This is a genomic window from Pseudomonas sp. F-14 TE3623 (assembly GCF_053629015.1).
In genome coordinates, this window is sequence record NZ_JBRJHM010000001.1 from 2,336,143 (window position 1) to 2,351,425 (window position 15,283).

The following is a 15,283-nucleotide window of genomic DNA, read 5'->3' on the forward strand; positions in this document are numbered from 1 at the left end:
CTGTTTTTGTGAGAACCGACCGCATGTACAAACTTGAAGTCCAAGACCTGCATAAACGCTATGGCAGTCACGAAGTGCTCAAGGGCGTGTCCCTGAAAGCGGCGGCTGGCGATGTGATCAGCATCATCGGCTCCAGTGGCTCCGGCAAAAGTACTTTCCTGCGCTGCATCAACCTGCTCGAGCAGCCGCACGCGGGCAAGATTCTGCTCAACAATGAAGAGCTGAAACTGGTCGCCAACAAGGACGGCGCGCTGAAAGCCGCCGACCCGAAGCAGCTGCAACGCATGCGTTCGCGCCTGTCGATGGTGTTCCAGCATTTCAACCTGTGGTCGCACATGACCGCGATGGAAAACATCATGGAAGCGCCGGTCCACGTGCTCGGCATGTCCAAGACCGAAGCCCGCGAGAAGGCCGAGCACTACCTGAACAAGGTCGGTGTTGCTCATCGCAAAGACGCTTACCCTGGCCACATGTCCGGCGGCGAGCAGCAGCGTGTGGCGATTGCCCGTGCACTGGCGATGGAACCAGAGGTGATGCTGTTCGACGAACCGACTTCGGCTCTGGACCCTGAATTGGTCGGTGACGTGCTGAAAGTCATGCAGGCCCTGGCGCAGGAAGGCCGGACCATGGTGGTGGTGACGCACGAAATGGGCTTTGCCCGTGAAGTGTCGAACCAGCTGGTGTTCCTGCACAAAGGCGTCGTCGAAGAAAGCGGCAACCCGCGCGAAGTGCTGGTCAATCCGCAGTCTGAACGTTTGCAACAATTCCTCTCGGGCAGCCTGAAGTAAACCGAACTCCCGTTGCGCACCGGTATAGTGCATGCTTCGCAACCTAAAGGCTGGCCCCAATTCCCTGTGGGAGCGGGCTTGCTCGCGAAAGCGGTGTATCAGTCAACATCGTTGCTATCTGAACCACCGCCTTCGCGAGCAAGCCCGCTCCCACAGGTGATCGCTATTAGTTTTGAGATTTGCGTTCATTTACGGGCTAGCATTGGCCCATGCCTTCATCACTGTTTTCGTTTCGGATTGCCCGCCATGACTGCCCATCGAATTGGTTTCCTGATTTGGCCCAGCACTAAAGCTCTGACGCTTGCGCTGGCTGAGGAGGCCTTGCGTGTTGCCCAGCGTGTGCACCCGGACGTTGTTTACGAACTGTCGTTTTTGCAGGCCGAACCGCAGATCGAAGGCGCCTGGCAATTGCCGGGTGAGCCCTGGGCCGGCAAGCTCGAAAACTTCCAGAAACTGTTCTTGCTCGCCGACGAGCCGCCGACCTCACTTGCGCCAGCGCTCAGCAGTGGGCTGAAACAACTGGTGCGAGCCGGGTGTGTGATCGGCGGTTTATCTGCCGGTGTTTACCCGTTGGCGCAGTTGGGTTTGCTCGACGGTTACCGCGCTGCCGTGCATTGGCGCTGGCAGGACGATTTCGCCGAGCGTTTCCCGAAAGTGATTGCCACCAGTCACCTGTTTGACTGGGATCGCGATCGCCTCACCGCATGCGGAGGTATGTCGGTACTCGACTTGCTGCTGGCAGTGCTGGCCCGTGATCACGGCGCTGAACTGGCTGGTGCGGTGTCGGAAGAACTGGTTGTCGAACGCATCCGTGAAGGCGGCGAGCGCCAACGCATTCCGTTGCAGAACCGTTTGGGGTCCAGTCATCCGAAGCTCACCCAAGCGGTGTTGCTGATGGAAGCTAACATCGAAGAGCCGTTGACCACCGACGAAATCGCCCAGCATGTGTGCGTGTCGCGTCGGCAACTGGAGCGGATCTTCAAGCAATACCTCAACCGTGTGCCGAGCCAGTACTACCTGGAATTGCGCCTGAACAAGGCCCGGCAGATGTTGATGCAAACCAGCAAGTCGATCATCCAGATCGGCCTGTCGTGTGGCTTCTCTTCGGGGCCGCATTTTTCCAGCGCCTACCGCAACTTCTTCGGCGCCACGCCGCGGGAAGATCGCAACCAGCGGCGCAGCAGCAGTCCGTTCGAGTTGTCATCGGTGCCGTCGGAACGCGGTTGATCCGTCGTTAAGTCTGGCGTCGATCACTCATCGACGTCAGAGCCTTCGGACGACGACACCTCCATTTCCGCTTGATCAATGACCTCATCGACTCCGAAATCGAAACCTGTCTGCCTGAAATAATTGATCAGCGTTTGTACGCTTTCCTCTGACAGTGGATTGCCCCTCAGATTGATGCTCTCACTGACGTCCCGCGGCAATTCCAGAATATCGGCGGGTATGTGGGTGATCGCGTTTTCACTCAGATCCACGGTGTCCAGGGATTTGAGTCGCAACAGGCCCGGCGGCAATTCAGTGATGCCGGTGTTGTTCAGCAACAGGGTCGTGAGACGAGGCATCTGGCTCACGTCTGGCGTGGCACCCAGCGGGTTGTCGCTCAGGTCCAGATAATCAAGCCGCTCCATCTGTGCCAGTTCCAGTGCACTTTGCGCCGTCAGGGTGAGTTGGCAATCGGTCATCGACAATGCGGTCAAATCGCCCATCCTGGAAATCGGCTCGGGGAAATTCTGCTGCCGGTAGTTACGAATGGTCAGCCCCTTGAGACGGGGAAAGCTCTCCAGAAAACGCTCGGCCCCTGAGGTCAGTCCATCAACGCTGTGTAAATACAGCAGCGAGACGTGACTGAAGTCGGCCCGCAGCGCCGGCAAGTTACCGATAATAATGGTGGGCAGGCTCAGCTCGTAGGTGGGTTGAAGTTGCTGATTGAAATCGTCCAGATCGGTTTGCCGGCGCCAGCAAAGTTCCACAATCCGTTTGAATTCATCCCTGATCGAATGTTCGCTGAGCAACTCTTGCGCGGTGAAAGGGGCTCCGCTCACCGGGTGCACCGCCGGTACGTCTGCTGTCCAGGCTGACAGGTCGTTGTTGAGGGTGTTGAATTCGGTTTCCAGGCGTGTGATCGCCATTTTGCCGTCGGCCAATGTCCCAGGCTGCAGATAGATAAACTCACTGGCTTCTTCCTGGTCCATGCCTGGGTACAGCGCCTGCACCCGATTGATATCAGCCTGTTCGGCAAACACGGCGAAGTCCTGACGCGTACGGCCGAAATGGATTTTTATGCGTTCGCGAGTGGCGGCCGAAAGCGGGTTACCGCCCAGGTCGACGCCCTCGCTGGTGGCAGTGGGGAGATCGAAAAGCGCGGTGGGCAGTTCCTGGATGTGATTGTCATTGAGCAGGGCAGTTCGAAGGTGTGGGCGCGTCAGCAAACCGGGAGGGAGGCCGGAAATGCCGGTGTCCGATACGTCGATGTAGCTTAGCTGCGGCATGTTCTCGACAGTGGGGTTGAACCCCAGCGGGTTTTTGTACAGATCCAGAACCACCAGTTTGTTCAGCGCTGACAGGGTGGCGTGGCTCTCTGGTGTGAGGGTGATGGCGCAGTCGCTGAGAATCAGTTCGGTGAGGTTCGGCGATTGCACAATGGCTTGCGGAAGGTGATTCAGCCTGAAGCCGCGCAAGGCGAGGCGACGCAAGCCTGAGTATCCTCGCAAAAAATCATGCATCCCGCGTGTGGCGCTATGGCCGTCCAGCGACAGGCTTGTCACGTGACTGAAGCCCTCGCCGAGTACCGGAAATTCACCCAGTATTGGTTGGGAAAAACGGAATTCGACCAGAGGGGCCTCACCATGGAGCGGTGTGGCTTGTTGTCGCCAGCAATCGAGTAATTCGTCTGCCAGTAATCGGCGATTTCGCTGCTGAATGCTGAATTGTTCAGGGGTGATTCTGATCTGGGTATCCGGCATGAACAGTGGGATTTCGTTACGCCAGAGTTGCAGGGCATTGCTGAGTCGGGCGCGTTCGGCCATGAGCCGGGTCAGCTCTGCCCGTGGGCCGTTCGGGTGCTGTTGCAAGCGTTCGACAAAGGTTTGCAGTTCCTCGCGTGACAAGTGCGGGAAAAGGTCATGGGCGTAGGCCTGTAGAGTTGGCGTACCGAACCTTGCGCGATGATAGCCATCCGTGCCACCGAGCAAACGCATGACGGTCGGATCGTAGGTGGGCTTCAGGATTGGGTGTTGCGTCAGGACTGAGTGCAGTTCCTCGCGATTCAGGGCATGGGTGCGAATCAGCCGTTTGAGTTTTTCACCTTCGCCAATGTGGATGCCGAGTGCCGAGCGCTCGCTGTCCGGTAGCGCCTGCAATAGATCCAGATAGAACGTGCTCGCGCCGCTGAGCTCAAGACCGGCATCGTCAAACGCCTGATAACTGCCATCCGCATTTAGAACGAGCACTTTGCGGATTGGCGCATCGGCATTGCCGACACTGTCGAGCAGGCGTCCACCATGGGCGTATTCGCGGATTTCCAGGCGTATCTGCCCTGACCAGCCCGGCAGTCGTTTCAGGGTGTGCAGGGCCAGTCGATCGGTGTCGGGGTTGTTGGCGCTTGAGGGAATCTCCAGGCCTTCGTAAGCCCGGGTGATCCTGACTTGTAATTGGGCTTCACGGGTGAGTTGTTCGAGGCGTTCGGGCAAGATACCGCGCCCCAGTTGTTGCAGCTCTTTATCGCTGGCGGTTTGCAGCAGTGCTTCTGCCACGCTGCTCGGCAAACCGTGTTCGGCGTCGATGAGTTTTTGCGTGAGCCCAGAGGTAGCGCGATCGAGTCGGCGGTATCGATTGTCGAACAGGGTTTCTCGCTTGCTCTCGGCGAGCGTTGCCAAGGTCCGGCGCAACGTGCGGGCGCGGGTGCTCAAGCTGGGGGAGGGCGTGCCGAAATGTTCGCCCATCAGCGTTCTGGTTTCGGTTTCTCCCAAGTTCAGCAATAGCGTTTTGATCAGGTCGCCGTTGCTGAGGTGCGCCTGATTGATCTGGACCATGGGTTGGCCATCGGCTCCGCGTTCCCAGAGGGTTTGTGCTTTGCTGTCGACCAGGCGCAGTCCTTTGTCAGCAGGCCAGTAGCTGTTGTCGCAGAGCAGTTCCAGTTGCGTGACGAGGTCGGCTTTCAGGTAGTCGGTCGGTTGCTCGCTGCCGATCAGCTCGATGAAGGTCTGGATGTCCTGATCGATCTTGAAACGCTTCAGTGTATCGGCGAGCAGCGCAGGCGTCTGACTGGAATTCACATGCATCTTGCGCAAGGCATTCTCGTGGCAGCCGCTGATCTGCAGCATTCGCTCACGCATCGAGGGTGCGAATCGCTCCATGTCAGGGCCGAGGCGGCGCAGCACGGTAGCTTGATCCCAGCTCAACGGCTGGTCGATTTCGGTCTGCCAGGCTCCGGCGCCATTGTGTTTGAGTGCGGGCTTATAGGCTTCAGGACGGCTCGGGTGATCGATGCGGTGCTCACCAGTTACGGAGTCCTGGCTGACGGCGTAGGGTTTGTTATCCAGTGACAACAGGGTTTTACCGTCGTGGCGGTACAGCCCGAGTTCATTGGGGCTGGCAGCCTGAGGAAGGGTGCCGGGCTGTTCATAAATGCTCAGATCCGGCTTCCAGTAGCGGCTTTCGCCTTGGGGCGTTTTGACCGAATGGAACCGGTCGATGAACTGAACGATTTCGCGCGGCAACACGGCGCGAAACTCGGCCGCTGCCACGACGCCGCCGACAGCAAAGGTGCCCAGTTGCACGGCCGATTCAACCACGCCCATGAAATGCTCGAAGGCTTCGCTCGTCTGACCTTCTGCCCAGTCGACAATGCTTTCGAAGGTTTCGTCGAGTAACTGGTACGCCATGTAAGCCAGCATCAGCTCGCCGAGGAATGGCACGAATGGCAGGGCGACAAAGGCTGCGATGTTTAGCAGTGCCGAAGCGATTTCCGTGAAGGAGTCCCATAATGCCCAGCGAGCTTTCTGATCGACCGTCGCCGTGGATACCGCGATGACTCGGGCATCGTTGAGGATCTTGTCGAGTTTGCGTTGGTAGAGATGGACCCACAGATCGCCTTTGATCGGCGTCGCCGTCATTTGCAGGTTGGCGCGCTGGCTTGGTTTTTCTCTCCAGGTGGGGCGTGGGTCGCCAGGTTGAACCGGTTGCCAGGTAATGGGGACAAGTCGGTCGTTTAACTGAGCGAAGAAGTGCCCGCGATCCTCATGATCGATAAAGCGGCTGAAGAACTGTTGATAGTCAGGACTGCGCAAGCGCTGGGTCAACTCCTGGGCGAATGCGCCGGAGGAGGCATATTCCTTGATCGGGTGTTCGGGGTCGTCGGGGATATAGGCCACCACTCGGGCCACTTCAGGCGCACGTTCCAGATCCGGGGAAAACAGCACGATGCCAGTCAGGCGTGCGTTCATGATAGTCAGTTCATGACAGCCCCATGCCTGTCCGCGCAGACGTAGATGTTGCAGGCCGTCGAGTAAGCCAAGGATCAGGCGATGGACATCGCCGCCAAGCTGGTTTTGCATGTAGGCCATTTGCAGGGCGGTGTTGAGGGCCGTTTTCTGGCTGTCGCGGATGCTGGGTTGCAGGGTCGCCGCGAGCGCCGGGTTGCTGATGCCCAGGTTTTCTTCGAGGTACGTTTTGTAGTGTTCGCCAATATCCAGTTCCCGGCACAGCTGTGTGAATGCCGTGATGGGCATTTTTAGCAGGACGTGCGGCAGTTCATTGAAATGCCCTACAGAGGAGGGGGCGCTGATGTAGGTCGAGGCGGGCTCAAAGGCGTCGTCCTCGGTCTCGCTGCTTTCGAAGTTGTGCAGCGCGGCGTCCAGCAGCGACACCGTCCAGATGCGCGCCGCGCCCGACTTCAGTCGAAGCCACGGGATATGGGCGGGAATATAAAGACGCAAAAAGGTTTGGTGGACGTCCAGCTCCAGACCGAAGCGCTCCTTCAGCGCTGCAACCAGCAACGGTTCGGCAAAGTCGTTGGCATTTTTTACCTTGGCCAGGGACTGATCGACGCGATTCTGCGCTTGCCAGTGCAAGGCATTGAGTGTGCGTAATTCGGCGTGCTGGCTGCGGGACGCGTTGTTGAGGCCGGTCGGCAGGCGAGGCTTGGCCTTGCTCAAGGCTTCACGCTTTTGCGGAGTCGCCTGCGTCAGCCAGTGGGGGATGACGCTCACCAGATGCTGGTAATGGGTGTCCCTGCTGAAGGGTGGCATCGGATCGAGATCGATAGCGTCCGGATTTTCGTTAATAAGGCTCATGAAGGTTGCCGTTGGCGTTAAGAAGGCTTCAGAAAACACCATGAGCGCCAGCGACGTGCGGTACATATATACCGCCACCGCAAAATCCGGATGAGTAAGATCCTCGCAACCTGCCGCAAACCCTGCAGGCAGTTTAAACTGCGCCTTTGCGACGCTATTTGTCGCATTGCCATAAACCCGGGCCAAACCTGTGTTTGCGCTATAAGAAGTTGTCGCTTGGCGGCAAGGCCGGGCTGAAAACTGTCCTTACAATCCCCTCATCGCTCGCCAGTTTCAGGCGAGTGTTCCTCTTCAGGAGACTCCGATGTCCGTTGAGCACGCTGCGGTAGAACGCGCCGATTTTGACCAGGTAATGGTTCCCAACTACGCGCCAGCCGCTTTCATTCCTGTGCGTGGTGCCGGTTCCCGTGTTTGGGACCAGTCTGGCCGCGAGCTGATCGACTTCGCCGGCGGGATTGCCGTTAACGTATTGGGCCATGCGCACCCGGCGCTGGTCGCTGCATTGACCGAGCAGGCGAACAAGCTGTGGCACGTGTCCAACGTGTTCACCAATGAGCCGGCCTTGCGCCTGGCCCACAAGCTGGTCGACGCCACGTTTGCCGAGCGTGTGTTCTTCTGCAACTCTGGCGCCGAAGCCAACGAGGCCGCCTTCAAGCTGGCCCGTCGCGTGGCCCATGACCGTTTCGGTACCGAGAAGTACGAAATCGTTGCCGCGCTCAACAGCTTCCACGGCCGTACCCTGTTCACCGTGAACGTCGGTGGCCAGTCGAAGTACTCCGACGGCTTCGGTCCGAAGATCACTGGCATCACCCACGTGCCTTACAACGATCTGGCCGCGCTGAAAGCCGCTGTTTCCGACAAGACGTGCGCGGTGGTTCTGGAGCCGATCCAGGGCGAAGGCGGCGTACTGCCGGCCGAGCTGTCTTACCTGCAAGGTGCTCGTGAACTGTGCGACGCGCACAACGCGCTGCTGGTTTTCGACGAAGTTCAGACCGGCATGGGCCGCAGCGGCAAGCTGTTCGCCTATCAGCATTACGGCGTGACCCCGGACATCCTGACCAGCGCCAAGAGCCTGGGCGGCGGTTTCCCGATTGCAGCGATGCTGACCACCGAAGACCTGGCCAAACACCTGGTCGTCGGCACCCACGGCACCACGTACGGCGGCAACCCGCTGGCGTGTGCTGTCGCTGAAGCGGTGATCGATGTGATCAACACGCCTGAAGTGCTGAACGGCGTCAATGCCAAGCACGACAAGTTCAAGACCCGTCTTGAGCAGATCGGCGAGAAGTACGGCCTCTTCACTGAAGTCCGCGGTCTGGGCCTGCTGCTCGGTTGCGTGCTGAACGATGCCTGGAAAGGCAAGGCCAAAGACATCTTCAACGCCGCCGAGCGTGAAGGCCTGATGATTCTGCAAGCCGGCCCGGACGTGATTCGTTTCGCGCCAAGCCTGGTGGTTGAAGACGCCGATATCGATGCCGGTCTGGACCGTTTCGAGCGCGCCGCGGCGAAGCTGACGCAAGCCTGATAGTCCCTTCGACGCCTGAACTGTTCAGGCGTCGAACCCGATTTTTATGCTGGGCCAGATTCAATGTGGGAGCGGGCTTGCTCGCGAAAGCGGTGGGTCAGACAGCAATGATGTCGACTAACCCACCGCTTTCGCGAGCAAGCCCGCTCCCACATTAGTCCGAGTGTCTTCAATGACAGCCCGGTTATTTTTCCTAAAAGTGTTAAATGAGAAAGGAGTGACACCATGCTGGTGATGCGCCCCGCGCAAATGGCTGATCTGGGCGAGGTACAGCGTCTGGCTGCGGACAGCCCGATTGGTGTCACTTCCTTGCCGGATGACGTTGAACGCCTGAGCGACAAGATCGCGGCTAGCGAAGCTTCGTTCGCCGCCGAAGTCAGCTTCAACGGTGAAGAGAGCTATTTCTTCGTCCTCGAAGACACGGCCACCGGCAAGTTGGTCGGCTGTTCTGCCATCGTTGCCTCGGCCGGTTACTCCGAGCCGTTTTACAGCTTTCGTAACGAAACTTTCGTGCATGCCTCCCGCGAGCTGAAGATTCACAACAAGATCCACGTGCTCTCCCAGTGCCACGACCTGACTGGCAACAGCTTGCTGACCAGTTTCTACGTGAAGCCGGAGTTGGTGGGTTCGCCTTGGGCGGAGCTCAATTCCCGTGGTCGTTTGTTGTTCGTGGCCAGCCACCCGGAACGCTTTGCCGATTCGGTGGTGACCGAGATCGTCGGTTACAGCGACGAAAATGGCGACTCGCCGTTCTGGGATGCCATCGGTCGCAACTTCTTCGACCTCAACTACGCCGCTGCCGAGCGTCTGTGTGGTCTGAAAAGCCGCACGTTCCTGGCCGAGCTGATGCCGCATTACCCGATCTACGTGCCGTTGCTGCCGGACTCCGCTCAAGAGGCGATGGGCCAGGTGCACCCACGGGCGCAGATCACTTTCGACATCCTGATGCGCGAAGGCTTCGAGACCGACCACTACATCGACATTTTCGACGGTGGCCCGACTCTGCACGCCCGCGTCTCGGGGATCCGTTCGATCGCCCAGAGCCGTGTAGTCCCGGTGAAAATCGGCGAGCCGGTCAAAGGTGCCGGTCGTCAGTACCTGGTGGCCAACGCCCAACTGCAGGATTACCGCGCTGTTTTGCTTGAGCTCGATTACGCGCCGGGCAAACCCGTGACCCTGGATCTGGAAGCGGCCGAAGCCTTGGGCGTCGGCGAAGGTGCCAGCGTGCGCCTGGTGGCGGTTTAACGCCTGCTGCTATGCCTATAAAGAATGAATGCTTAGTAAAGCAGCGAGTTTCACGGGTGGCGTCAGCGGCCCGTTTGAGGAGATAGCATGATCGTTCGTCCCGTACGCAGCAGCGATTTACCCGCTCTGATCGACCTGGCCCGCAGCACCGGCACCGGCCTGACCACCTTGCCGGCCAACGAAGAGCGTCTGGCCCATCGGGTCGGCTGGGCCGAGAAGACCTTCCGCGGCGAAGCCGGGCGGGGCGATGCGGATTACCTGTTCGTGCTCGAAGACGACAACGGCCGCGTGGTGGGTATTTCCGCCATTGCCGGCGCCGTCGGCCTGCGTGAGCCTTGGTACAACTTCCGGGTCGGCCTGACCGTCAGCGCCTCGCAAGAGCTGAACATCTACCGCGAAATTCCGACGCTGTTCCTGGCCAACGACCTGACCGGCAATTCCGAGTTGTGCTCGTTGTTCCTGCACGCCGATTTCCGCACTGGCCTCAACGGCCGCATGCTGGCCAAGGCGCGGATGCTGTTCATCGCCGAGTTCCCGCAACTGTTCGGCAACAAAATCATCGCCGAAATGCGCGGTGTGTCCGATGACGCCGGGCGTTCGCCGTTCTGGGAAAGCCTGGGTCGGCATTTCTTCAAGATGGAATTCAGCCAGGCCGATTACCTCACCGGTGTGGGCAACAAGGCGTTCATCGCCGAACTGATGCCGAAATTCCCGCTGTACACCTGCTTCCTGTCGCCAGATGCGCGCAACGTGATCGGCCAGGTTCACCCGGACACCGAGCCGGCGCTGTCGATGCTCAAGAGCGAAGGCTTCAGCTACCAAGGCTACGTCGACATCTTCGATGCCGGCCCTGCGGTGGAATGCGAAACCACCAAGATTCGCGCAGTACGCGACAGCCAGGCGCTGGTGCTGGCCATCGGCACTCCGGGTGACGATTCCACGCCGTTCCTGATTCATAACCGCAAGCGTGAAGACTGCCGGATCACTGCCGCACCAGCACGCTTCGCCGCCGGCACTTTGGTGGTCGATCCGCTGACCGCCAAACGTCTTCAACTCAACGCCGGCGATCAAGTGCGCGCCGTTCCGTTGTCCGCTGCTCGGGAGTCGAAATAATGAATTCGCTATACATCGCCGGTGAATGGCTGGCTGGCCAGGGTGAAACCTTTCAATCGGTAAACCCGGTGACCCAGCAAGTGCTGTGGACCGGCGAAGGCGCCACGACCGGTCAGGTCGAGTCGGCTGTGCAAGCTGCGCGTCAGGCGTTCCCAGGCTGGGCCCGCCGTACCCTGGAAGAGCGCATCAGTGTGCTGGAAGCCTTTGCCGCTGCGCTGAAGAATCACGCCGACGAACTGGCTCGCACCATCGGTGAAGAAACCGGCAAACCCCTGTGGGAAGCGGCGACTGAAGTCACCAGCATGGTCAACAAGATTGCCATCTCGGTGCAAAGCTACCGCGAACGTACCGGCGAGAAGAGCGGCCCGCTGGGCGACGCCACTGCGGTGTTGCGCCACAAACCCCATGGTGTGGTGGCGGTGTTCGGCCCTTACAATTTCCCCGGCCATTTGCCGAACGGTCACATCGTGCCAGCGCTGCTGGCCGGTAACAGTGTGCTGTTCAAGCCGAGTGAGCTGACCCCGAAAGTTGCCGAGCTGACGGTCAAGTGCTGGATCGAAGCCGGTCTGCCGGCTGGCGTGCTGAACCTGCTGCAAGGCGCTCGCGAAACCGGTATCGCCCTGGCGGCGAACCCGGGCATCGACGGTCTGTTCTTCACCGGTTCCAGCCGTACCGGCAATCACTTGCACCAGCAGTTTGCCGGTCGTCCAGACAAGATCCTCGCGTTGGAAATGGGCGGCAACAATCCATTGGTGGTGGATCAGGTTGCGGACCTCGATGCCGCCGTTTACACCATCATTCAGTCGGCATTCATTTCTGCCGGTCAGCGTTGCACCTGTGCCCGCCGCTTGCTGGTGCCGCAAGGCGCCTGGGGCGATACGCTGCTGGCGCGTCTGGTGGCGGTCAGCTCGACGATTGAAGTCGGTGCGTTCGATCAGCAACCGGCGCCGTTCATGGGCTCGGTGATTTCCCTCGGCGCTGCGAAAGCGCTGATGGATGCGCAAGAACATCTGCTGGCCAACGGCGCCGTGGCGCTGTTGGAAATGACTCAGCCTCAGGCTCAGGCAGCCTTGCTGACCCCGGGCATTCTGGACGTGACGGCAGTTGCCGATCGCCCGGACGAAGAACTGTTTGGTCCGCTGCTGCAAGTGATCCGCTACGCTGATTTTGAAGCGGCGATCGCTGAAGCCAACGACACCGACTACGGCCTGGCGGCCGGTCTGCTGTCGGATTCCGAAGCGCGTTATCAGCAGTTCTGGCTGGAAAGCCGCGCCGGTATCGTCAACTGGAACAAGCAGCTGACCGGTGCGGCGAGCAGCGCGCCATTCGGCGGTGTCGGCGCATCGGGTAACCATCGCGCCAGTGCCTACTACGCCGCAGATTACTGCGCGTACCCGGTAGCCTCGCTGGAAACCCCGAACTTGGTGTTGCCTGCTGCTTTGACGCCTGGCGTGAAGATGGCTTAACGCCAATCGCGGGCAAGCCCGCTCCACAGTGATTGAGAGGAACACAAAATTTGTGAACACCTCCGAACCTGTGGAAGCGGGCTTGCCCGCGATGGTCGCGACTTGGTCGCACTGAACAGTTAGTTACTGATGCCTATAACAACAGATTCTCGTGGAGCCTCGCTGATGAAATCCTATGAAGTCAATTTTGACGGTCTAGTGGGGCCGACCCATAACTACGGCGGCCTGTCTTACGGCAACGTCGCGTCCCAGAGCAACAGCCAGCAGTCTTCGAACCCGAAGGAAGCCGCGCTGCAAGGCTTGGCGAAGATGAAAGCGCTGATGGAGATGGGCTTTCAGCAAGGCGTTTTGGCGCCACAAGAACGTCCGGACGTAGCCGCACTGCGCCGCCTGGGTTTCAGCGGTACCGATGCTCAGGTAATCGAGCGCGCCGCTAGAGATGCCATGCCGCTGCTGGTTGCCAGTTGCTCGGCGTCGAGCATGTGGGTGGCCAACGCCGCCACGGTCAGCCCGAGTGCCGACACCGCGGATGGTCGCGTGCACTTCACCGCCGCCAACCTGAACTGCAAATACCACCGCAGCATCGAACACCCGACCACCAGCCGCGTACTGGGGGCGATGTTCGCCGATCAGAAGCACTTTGCTCACCACGCTGCTTTGCCCGCCGTCGCGCAGTTCGGTGACGAAGGCGCGGCCAACCACACCCGTTTCTGCCGTGACTACGGTGAAGCTGGCGTCGAGTTTTTCGTGTTCGGTCGCAGTGCGTTCGACACTCGTTACCCGAATCCGCAGAAGTACCCGGCACGCCAGACGCTCGAAGCGTCCCAGGCCGTCGCGCGTCTGCACGGTCTGAGCGATGAGGGCGTGGTCTATGCGCAGCAGAACCCTTCGGTGATCGATCAAGGTGTGTTCCACAACGACGTGATCGCAGTGGGTAACGGCGAAGTGCTGTTCTATCACGAGGACGCCTTCCTCGACACCGAACAGATGCTCGCTGAACTGCACGGCAAACTCGCAAAAGTCGGTGGGAAATTTCAGTCGATCTGCGTACCGCGTTCCGCGGTCACCGTGGAAGACGCCGTTCGTTCCTACCTGTTCAATAGCCAGCTGCTGTCGCGTCCTGACGGCTCCATGCTATTGATCGTGCCGGAAGAATGCCGTGGCAACGAGCGTGTCTGGCAGTACCTGCAAGGCCTGACCAGTTCTGGCAGCCTGATCCGCGAAGTAAAAGTTTTCGATCTCAAACAGAGCATGCAGAACGGCGGTGGCCCGGCTTGCCTGCGGTTACGTGTCGCACTTAACGAAACCGAACTGGCGGCCGTCAACCAAGGGGTTATCATGACGGCACCGTTGTACGGCACATTGACCGAATGGGTCGACAAGCACTACCGCGACCGCATGACCGAAAACGATCTCGCGGACCCGCAATTGCTGCTTGAGTGCCGGACGGCACTGGATGAACTGACGCAAATCCTTAAACTGGGCGCGGTTTATCCATTCCAGATCAATTGAACGTCGAGAGCGTAAAACACATGAGCGATACCCTGCAGCTGATCCTTGAAGACACCGACGGCACGCAACTGGAAACTTCCTGCACCCGCGTCGCGGTCATGTGGCAAGGCAAAGAGCTGTGGATCCAGCAGGACGGCCGTGGCCAGTTGCTGATCGGCGTGGACGTCGAAGAAGGTGACGCTGAATACGCAAACCTGCTGCTGCGCCCATTGGCGACTAATCTGGTAAGTCTGCAACTGGAGATGGAACCGGCCGACGTCGGTGATGATGAGGACCATGTACACGGCCCGGATTGCAATCACGACCACTAAGGAAACCGCTCTATGCTCGCCCTCGGCAAACTGCTTGAACTGACCCTCGCCGGCCGCGAACCGGCGGAGAAGACTCAACTGACTGTCGAAGGCGTGCGGATGCGCTGGTTGAGCGAAGGTGCGCTGGAAGTCCGGCCACCTGAAGCCCGCGACAATGGCCTGGACCTGCTGCTCTCGGCTGGCATCCATGGCAACGAAACAGCGCCGATCGAGCTGCTCGATCGTCTGTTGCATGACATCGCCCGCGGTGACTTGAAGCCGCGCGCACGTATTCTGTTTCTGTTCGGCAACCCCGAGGCTATCCGCCGCGGCGAGCGTTTTATCGAGCAGGACGTCAATCGGCTGTTCAACGGCCGTCACGAACAAACCAGCGGTTCCGAGGCGTTACGCGCTTGTGAGCTAGAGCGGCTGGCGGCGACTTTCTTCAGCCTGCCGGACCGCAATCGCCTGCACTACGACCTGCACACAGCGATCCGTGGCTCGAAAATCGAGCAGTTCGCCCTGTATCCCTGGAAAGAAGGTCGTCAGCATTCACGCCAGGAACTGGCTCGCTTGCGCGCCGCCGGCATGGAAGCAGTGCTGCTGCAGAACAAACCCTCCATCGTCTTCAGCTCCTACACCTACGACAAGCTCGATGCCGAGTCCTTCACCCTGGAGCTGGGCAAGGCCCGGCCGTTCGGGCAGAACGACGGGGTCAACGTCGACCTTCTTGAAACCCGCCTGAAGCAGATCATCGAAGGCACCGAGCCGCCAATGACCGACGAAGGGCTGGATGGCTTGCAGTTGTTCAGCGTCGCACGGGAAATCATCAAGCACAGCGATAGCTTCCGTCTGAACCTGCCGGCGGATATCGAAAACTTTTCGGAGTTGAAAGTGGGGTATGTGCTGGCCGAGGATATCGCCAATACCCGCTGGATCATCGAAGAGAAGGGCGCCCGGATCATCTTCCCGAACCCCAGGGTCAAGAACGGCCTGCGCGCCGGCATCCTGATCGTGCCGACTACCGACGAAAACCTCGCTTAAGCAC

10 protein-coding genes are annotated in these 15,283 nt (G+C 59.5%); 9 read left to right on the top strand and 1 reads right to left on the bottom strand.

All coding sequences use genetic code 11. The annotated features are described in order from the left end of the window. Positions 1–23 precede the first annotated feature (23 nt). A complete protein-coding gene (locus AB7M29_RS10630) occupies positions 24–788 on the top strand; it encodes an ABC transporter ATP-binding protein (RefSeq protein ID WP_007904680.1) in 765 nt (254 codons plus the stop codon). A 246-nt stretch (positions 789–1,034) separates the two neighbouring features. Beyond that, on the top strand, positions 1,035–2,015 hold the full coding sequence (gene argR / locus AB7M29_RS10635) for a transcriptional regulator ArgR (protein ID WP_448723322.1): 981 nt from the start codon (positions 1,035–1,037) through the stop codon (positions 2,013–2,015). 23 nt (positions 2,016–2,038) lie between these two features. On the opposite strand, the gene AB7M29_RS10640 is transcribed toward argR, so the two are convergent. Further along, positions 2,039–7,084, bottom strand: a complete 5,046-nt coding sequence (locus tag AB7M29_RS10640; RefSeq protein WP_454246825.1) for a dermonecrotic toxin domain-containing protein — start codon at positions 7,082–7,084, stop codon at positions 2,039–2,041. Between the two features lie 304 nt (positions 7,085–7,388). On the opposite strand from AB7M29_RS10640, the gene AB7M29_RS10645 reads away from it, so the two are divergent. The 7 genes from AB7M29_RS10645 (at position 7,389) to astE (ending at position 15,279) form a co-directional block, all read left to right on the top strand. Continuing rightward, positions 7,389–8,609 (top strand): aspartate aminotransferase family protein, encoded by a 1,221-nt coding sequence (locus AB7M29_RS10645; protein WP_038979422.1) that lies wholly within the window; start codon positions 7,389–7,391, stop codon positions 8,607–8,609. A gap of 225 nt (positions 8,610–8,834) precedes the next feature. Further along, positions 8,835–9,854: an arginine/ornithine succinyltransferase subunit alpha gene (gene aruF, locus AB7M29_RS10650; protein ID WP_007904685.1), complete on the top strand. Its 1,020-nt coding sequence runs from the start codon at positions 8,835–8,837 to the stop codon at positions 9,852–9,854. A gap of 87 nt (positions 9,855–9,941) precedes the next feature. Continuing rightward, entirely contained in the window at positions 9,942–10,967 is a 1,026-nt protein-coding gene (gene astA, locus AB7M29_RS10655) for an arginine N-succinyltransferase (protein ID WP_454246826.1), read from the top strand. Beyond that, positions 10,964–12,433 (top strand): succinylglutamate-semialdehyde dehydrogenase, encoded by a 1,470-nt coding sequence (gene astD, locus AB7M29_RS10660; RefSeq protein ID WP_217856797.1) that lies wholly within the window; start codon positions 10,964–10,966, stop codon positions 12,431–12,433. Before astA ends, astD begins: the two co-directional genes overlap by 4 nt. 165 nt (positions 12,434–12,598) lie before the next feature. Next, entirely contained in the window at positions 12,599–13,945 is a 1,347-nt protein-coding gene (astB, locus tag AB7M29_RS10665; RefSeq protein ID WP_454246827.1) for an N-succinylarginine dihydrolase, read from the top strand. A gap of 20 nt (positions 13,946–13,965) precedes the next feature. After that, positions 13,966–14,256 carry a hypothetical protein gene (locus AB7M29_RS10670; protein WP_007904718.1) on the top strand — a complete coding sequence of 97 codons (291 nt, stop codon included), beginning with the start codon at positions 13,966–13,968 and terminating at the stop codon, positions 14,254–14,256. A 12-nt stretch (positions 14,257–14,268) separates the two neighbouring features. Next, positions 14,269–15,279, top strand: a complete 1,011-nt coding sequence (gene astE / locus AB7M29_RS10675; protein WP_217856519.1) for a succinylglutamate desuccinylase — start codon at positions 14,269–14,271, stop codon at positions 15,277–15,279. The last annotated feature ends 4 nt before the right edge of the window (positions 15,280–15,283 follow it).

Excerpts from the sequence above, each read along its gene's own strand:
- AB7M29_RS10630 (WP_007904680.1), top strand. The coding sequence starts at position 24 with ATGTACAAACTTGAAGTCCAAGACCTGCATAAACGCTATGGCAGTCAC.
- argR (WP_448723322.1), top strand. The coding sequence starts at position 1,035 with ATGACTGCCCATCGAATTGGTTTCCTGATTTGGCCCAGCACTAAAGCT.
- AB7M29_RS10640 (WP_454246825.1), bottom strand. The coding sequence starts at position 7,084 with ATGAGCCTTATTAACGAAAATCCGGACGCTATCGATCTCGATCCGATG.
- AB7M29_RS10645 (WP_038979422.1), top strand. The coding sequence starts at position 7,389 with ATGTCCGTTGAGCACGCTGCGGTAGAACGCGCCGATTTTGACCAGGTA.
- aruF (WP_007904685.1), top strand. The coding sequence starts at position 8,835 with ATGCTGGTGATGCGCCCCGCGCAAATGGCTGATCTGGGCGAGGTACAG.
- astA (WP_454246826.1), top strand. The coding sequence starts at position 9,942 with ATGATCGTTCGTCCCGTACGCAGCAGCGATTTACCCGCTCTGATCGAC.
- astB (WP_454246827.1), top strand. The coding sequence starts at position 12,599 with ATGAAATCCTATGAAGTCAATTTTGACGGTCTAGTGGGGCCGACCCAT.
- AB7M29_RS10670 (WP_007904718.1), top strand. The coding sequence starts at position 13,966 with ATGAGCGATACCCTGCAGCTGATCCTTGAAGACACCGACGGCACGCAA.
- astE (WP_217856519.1), top strand. The coding sequence starts at position 14,269 with ATGCTCGCCCTCGGCAAACTGCTTGAACTGACCCTCGCCGGCCGCGAA.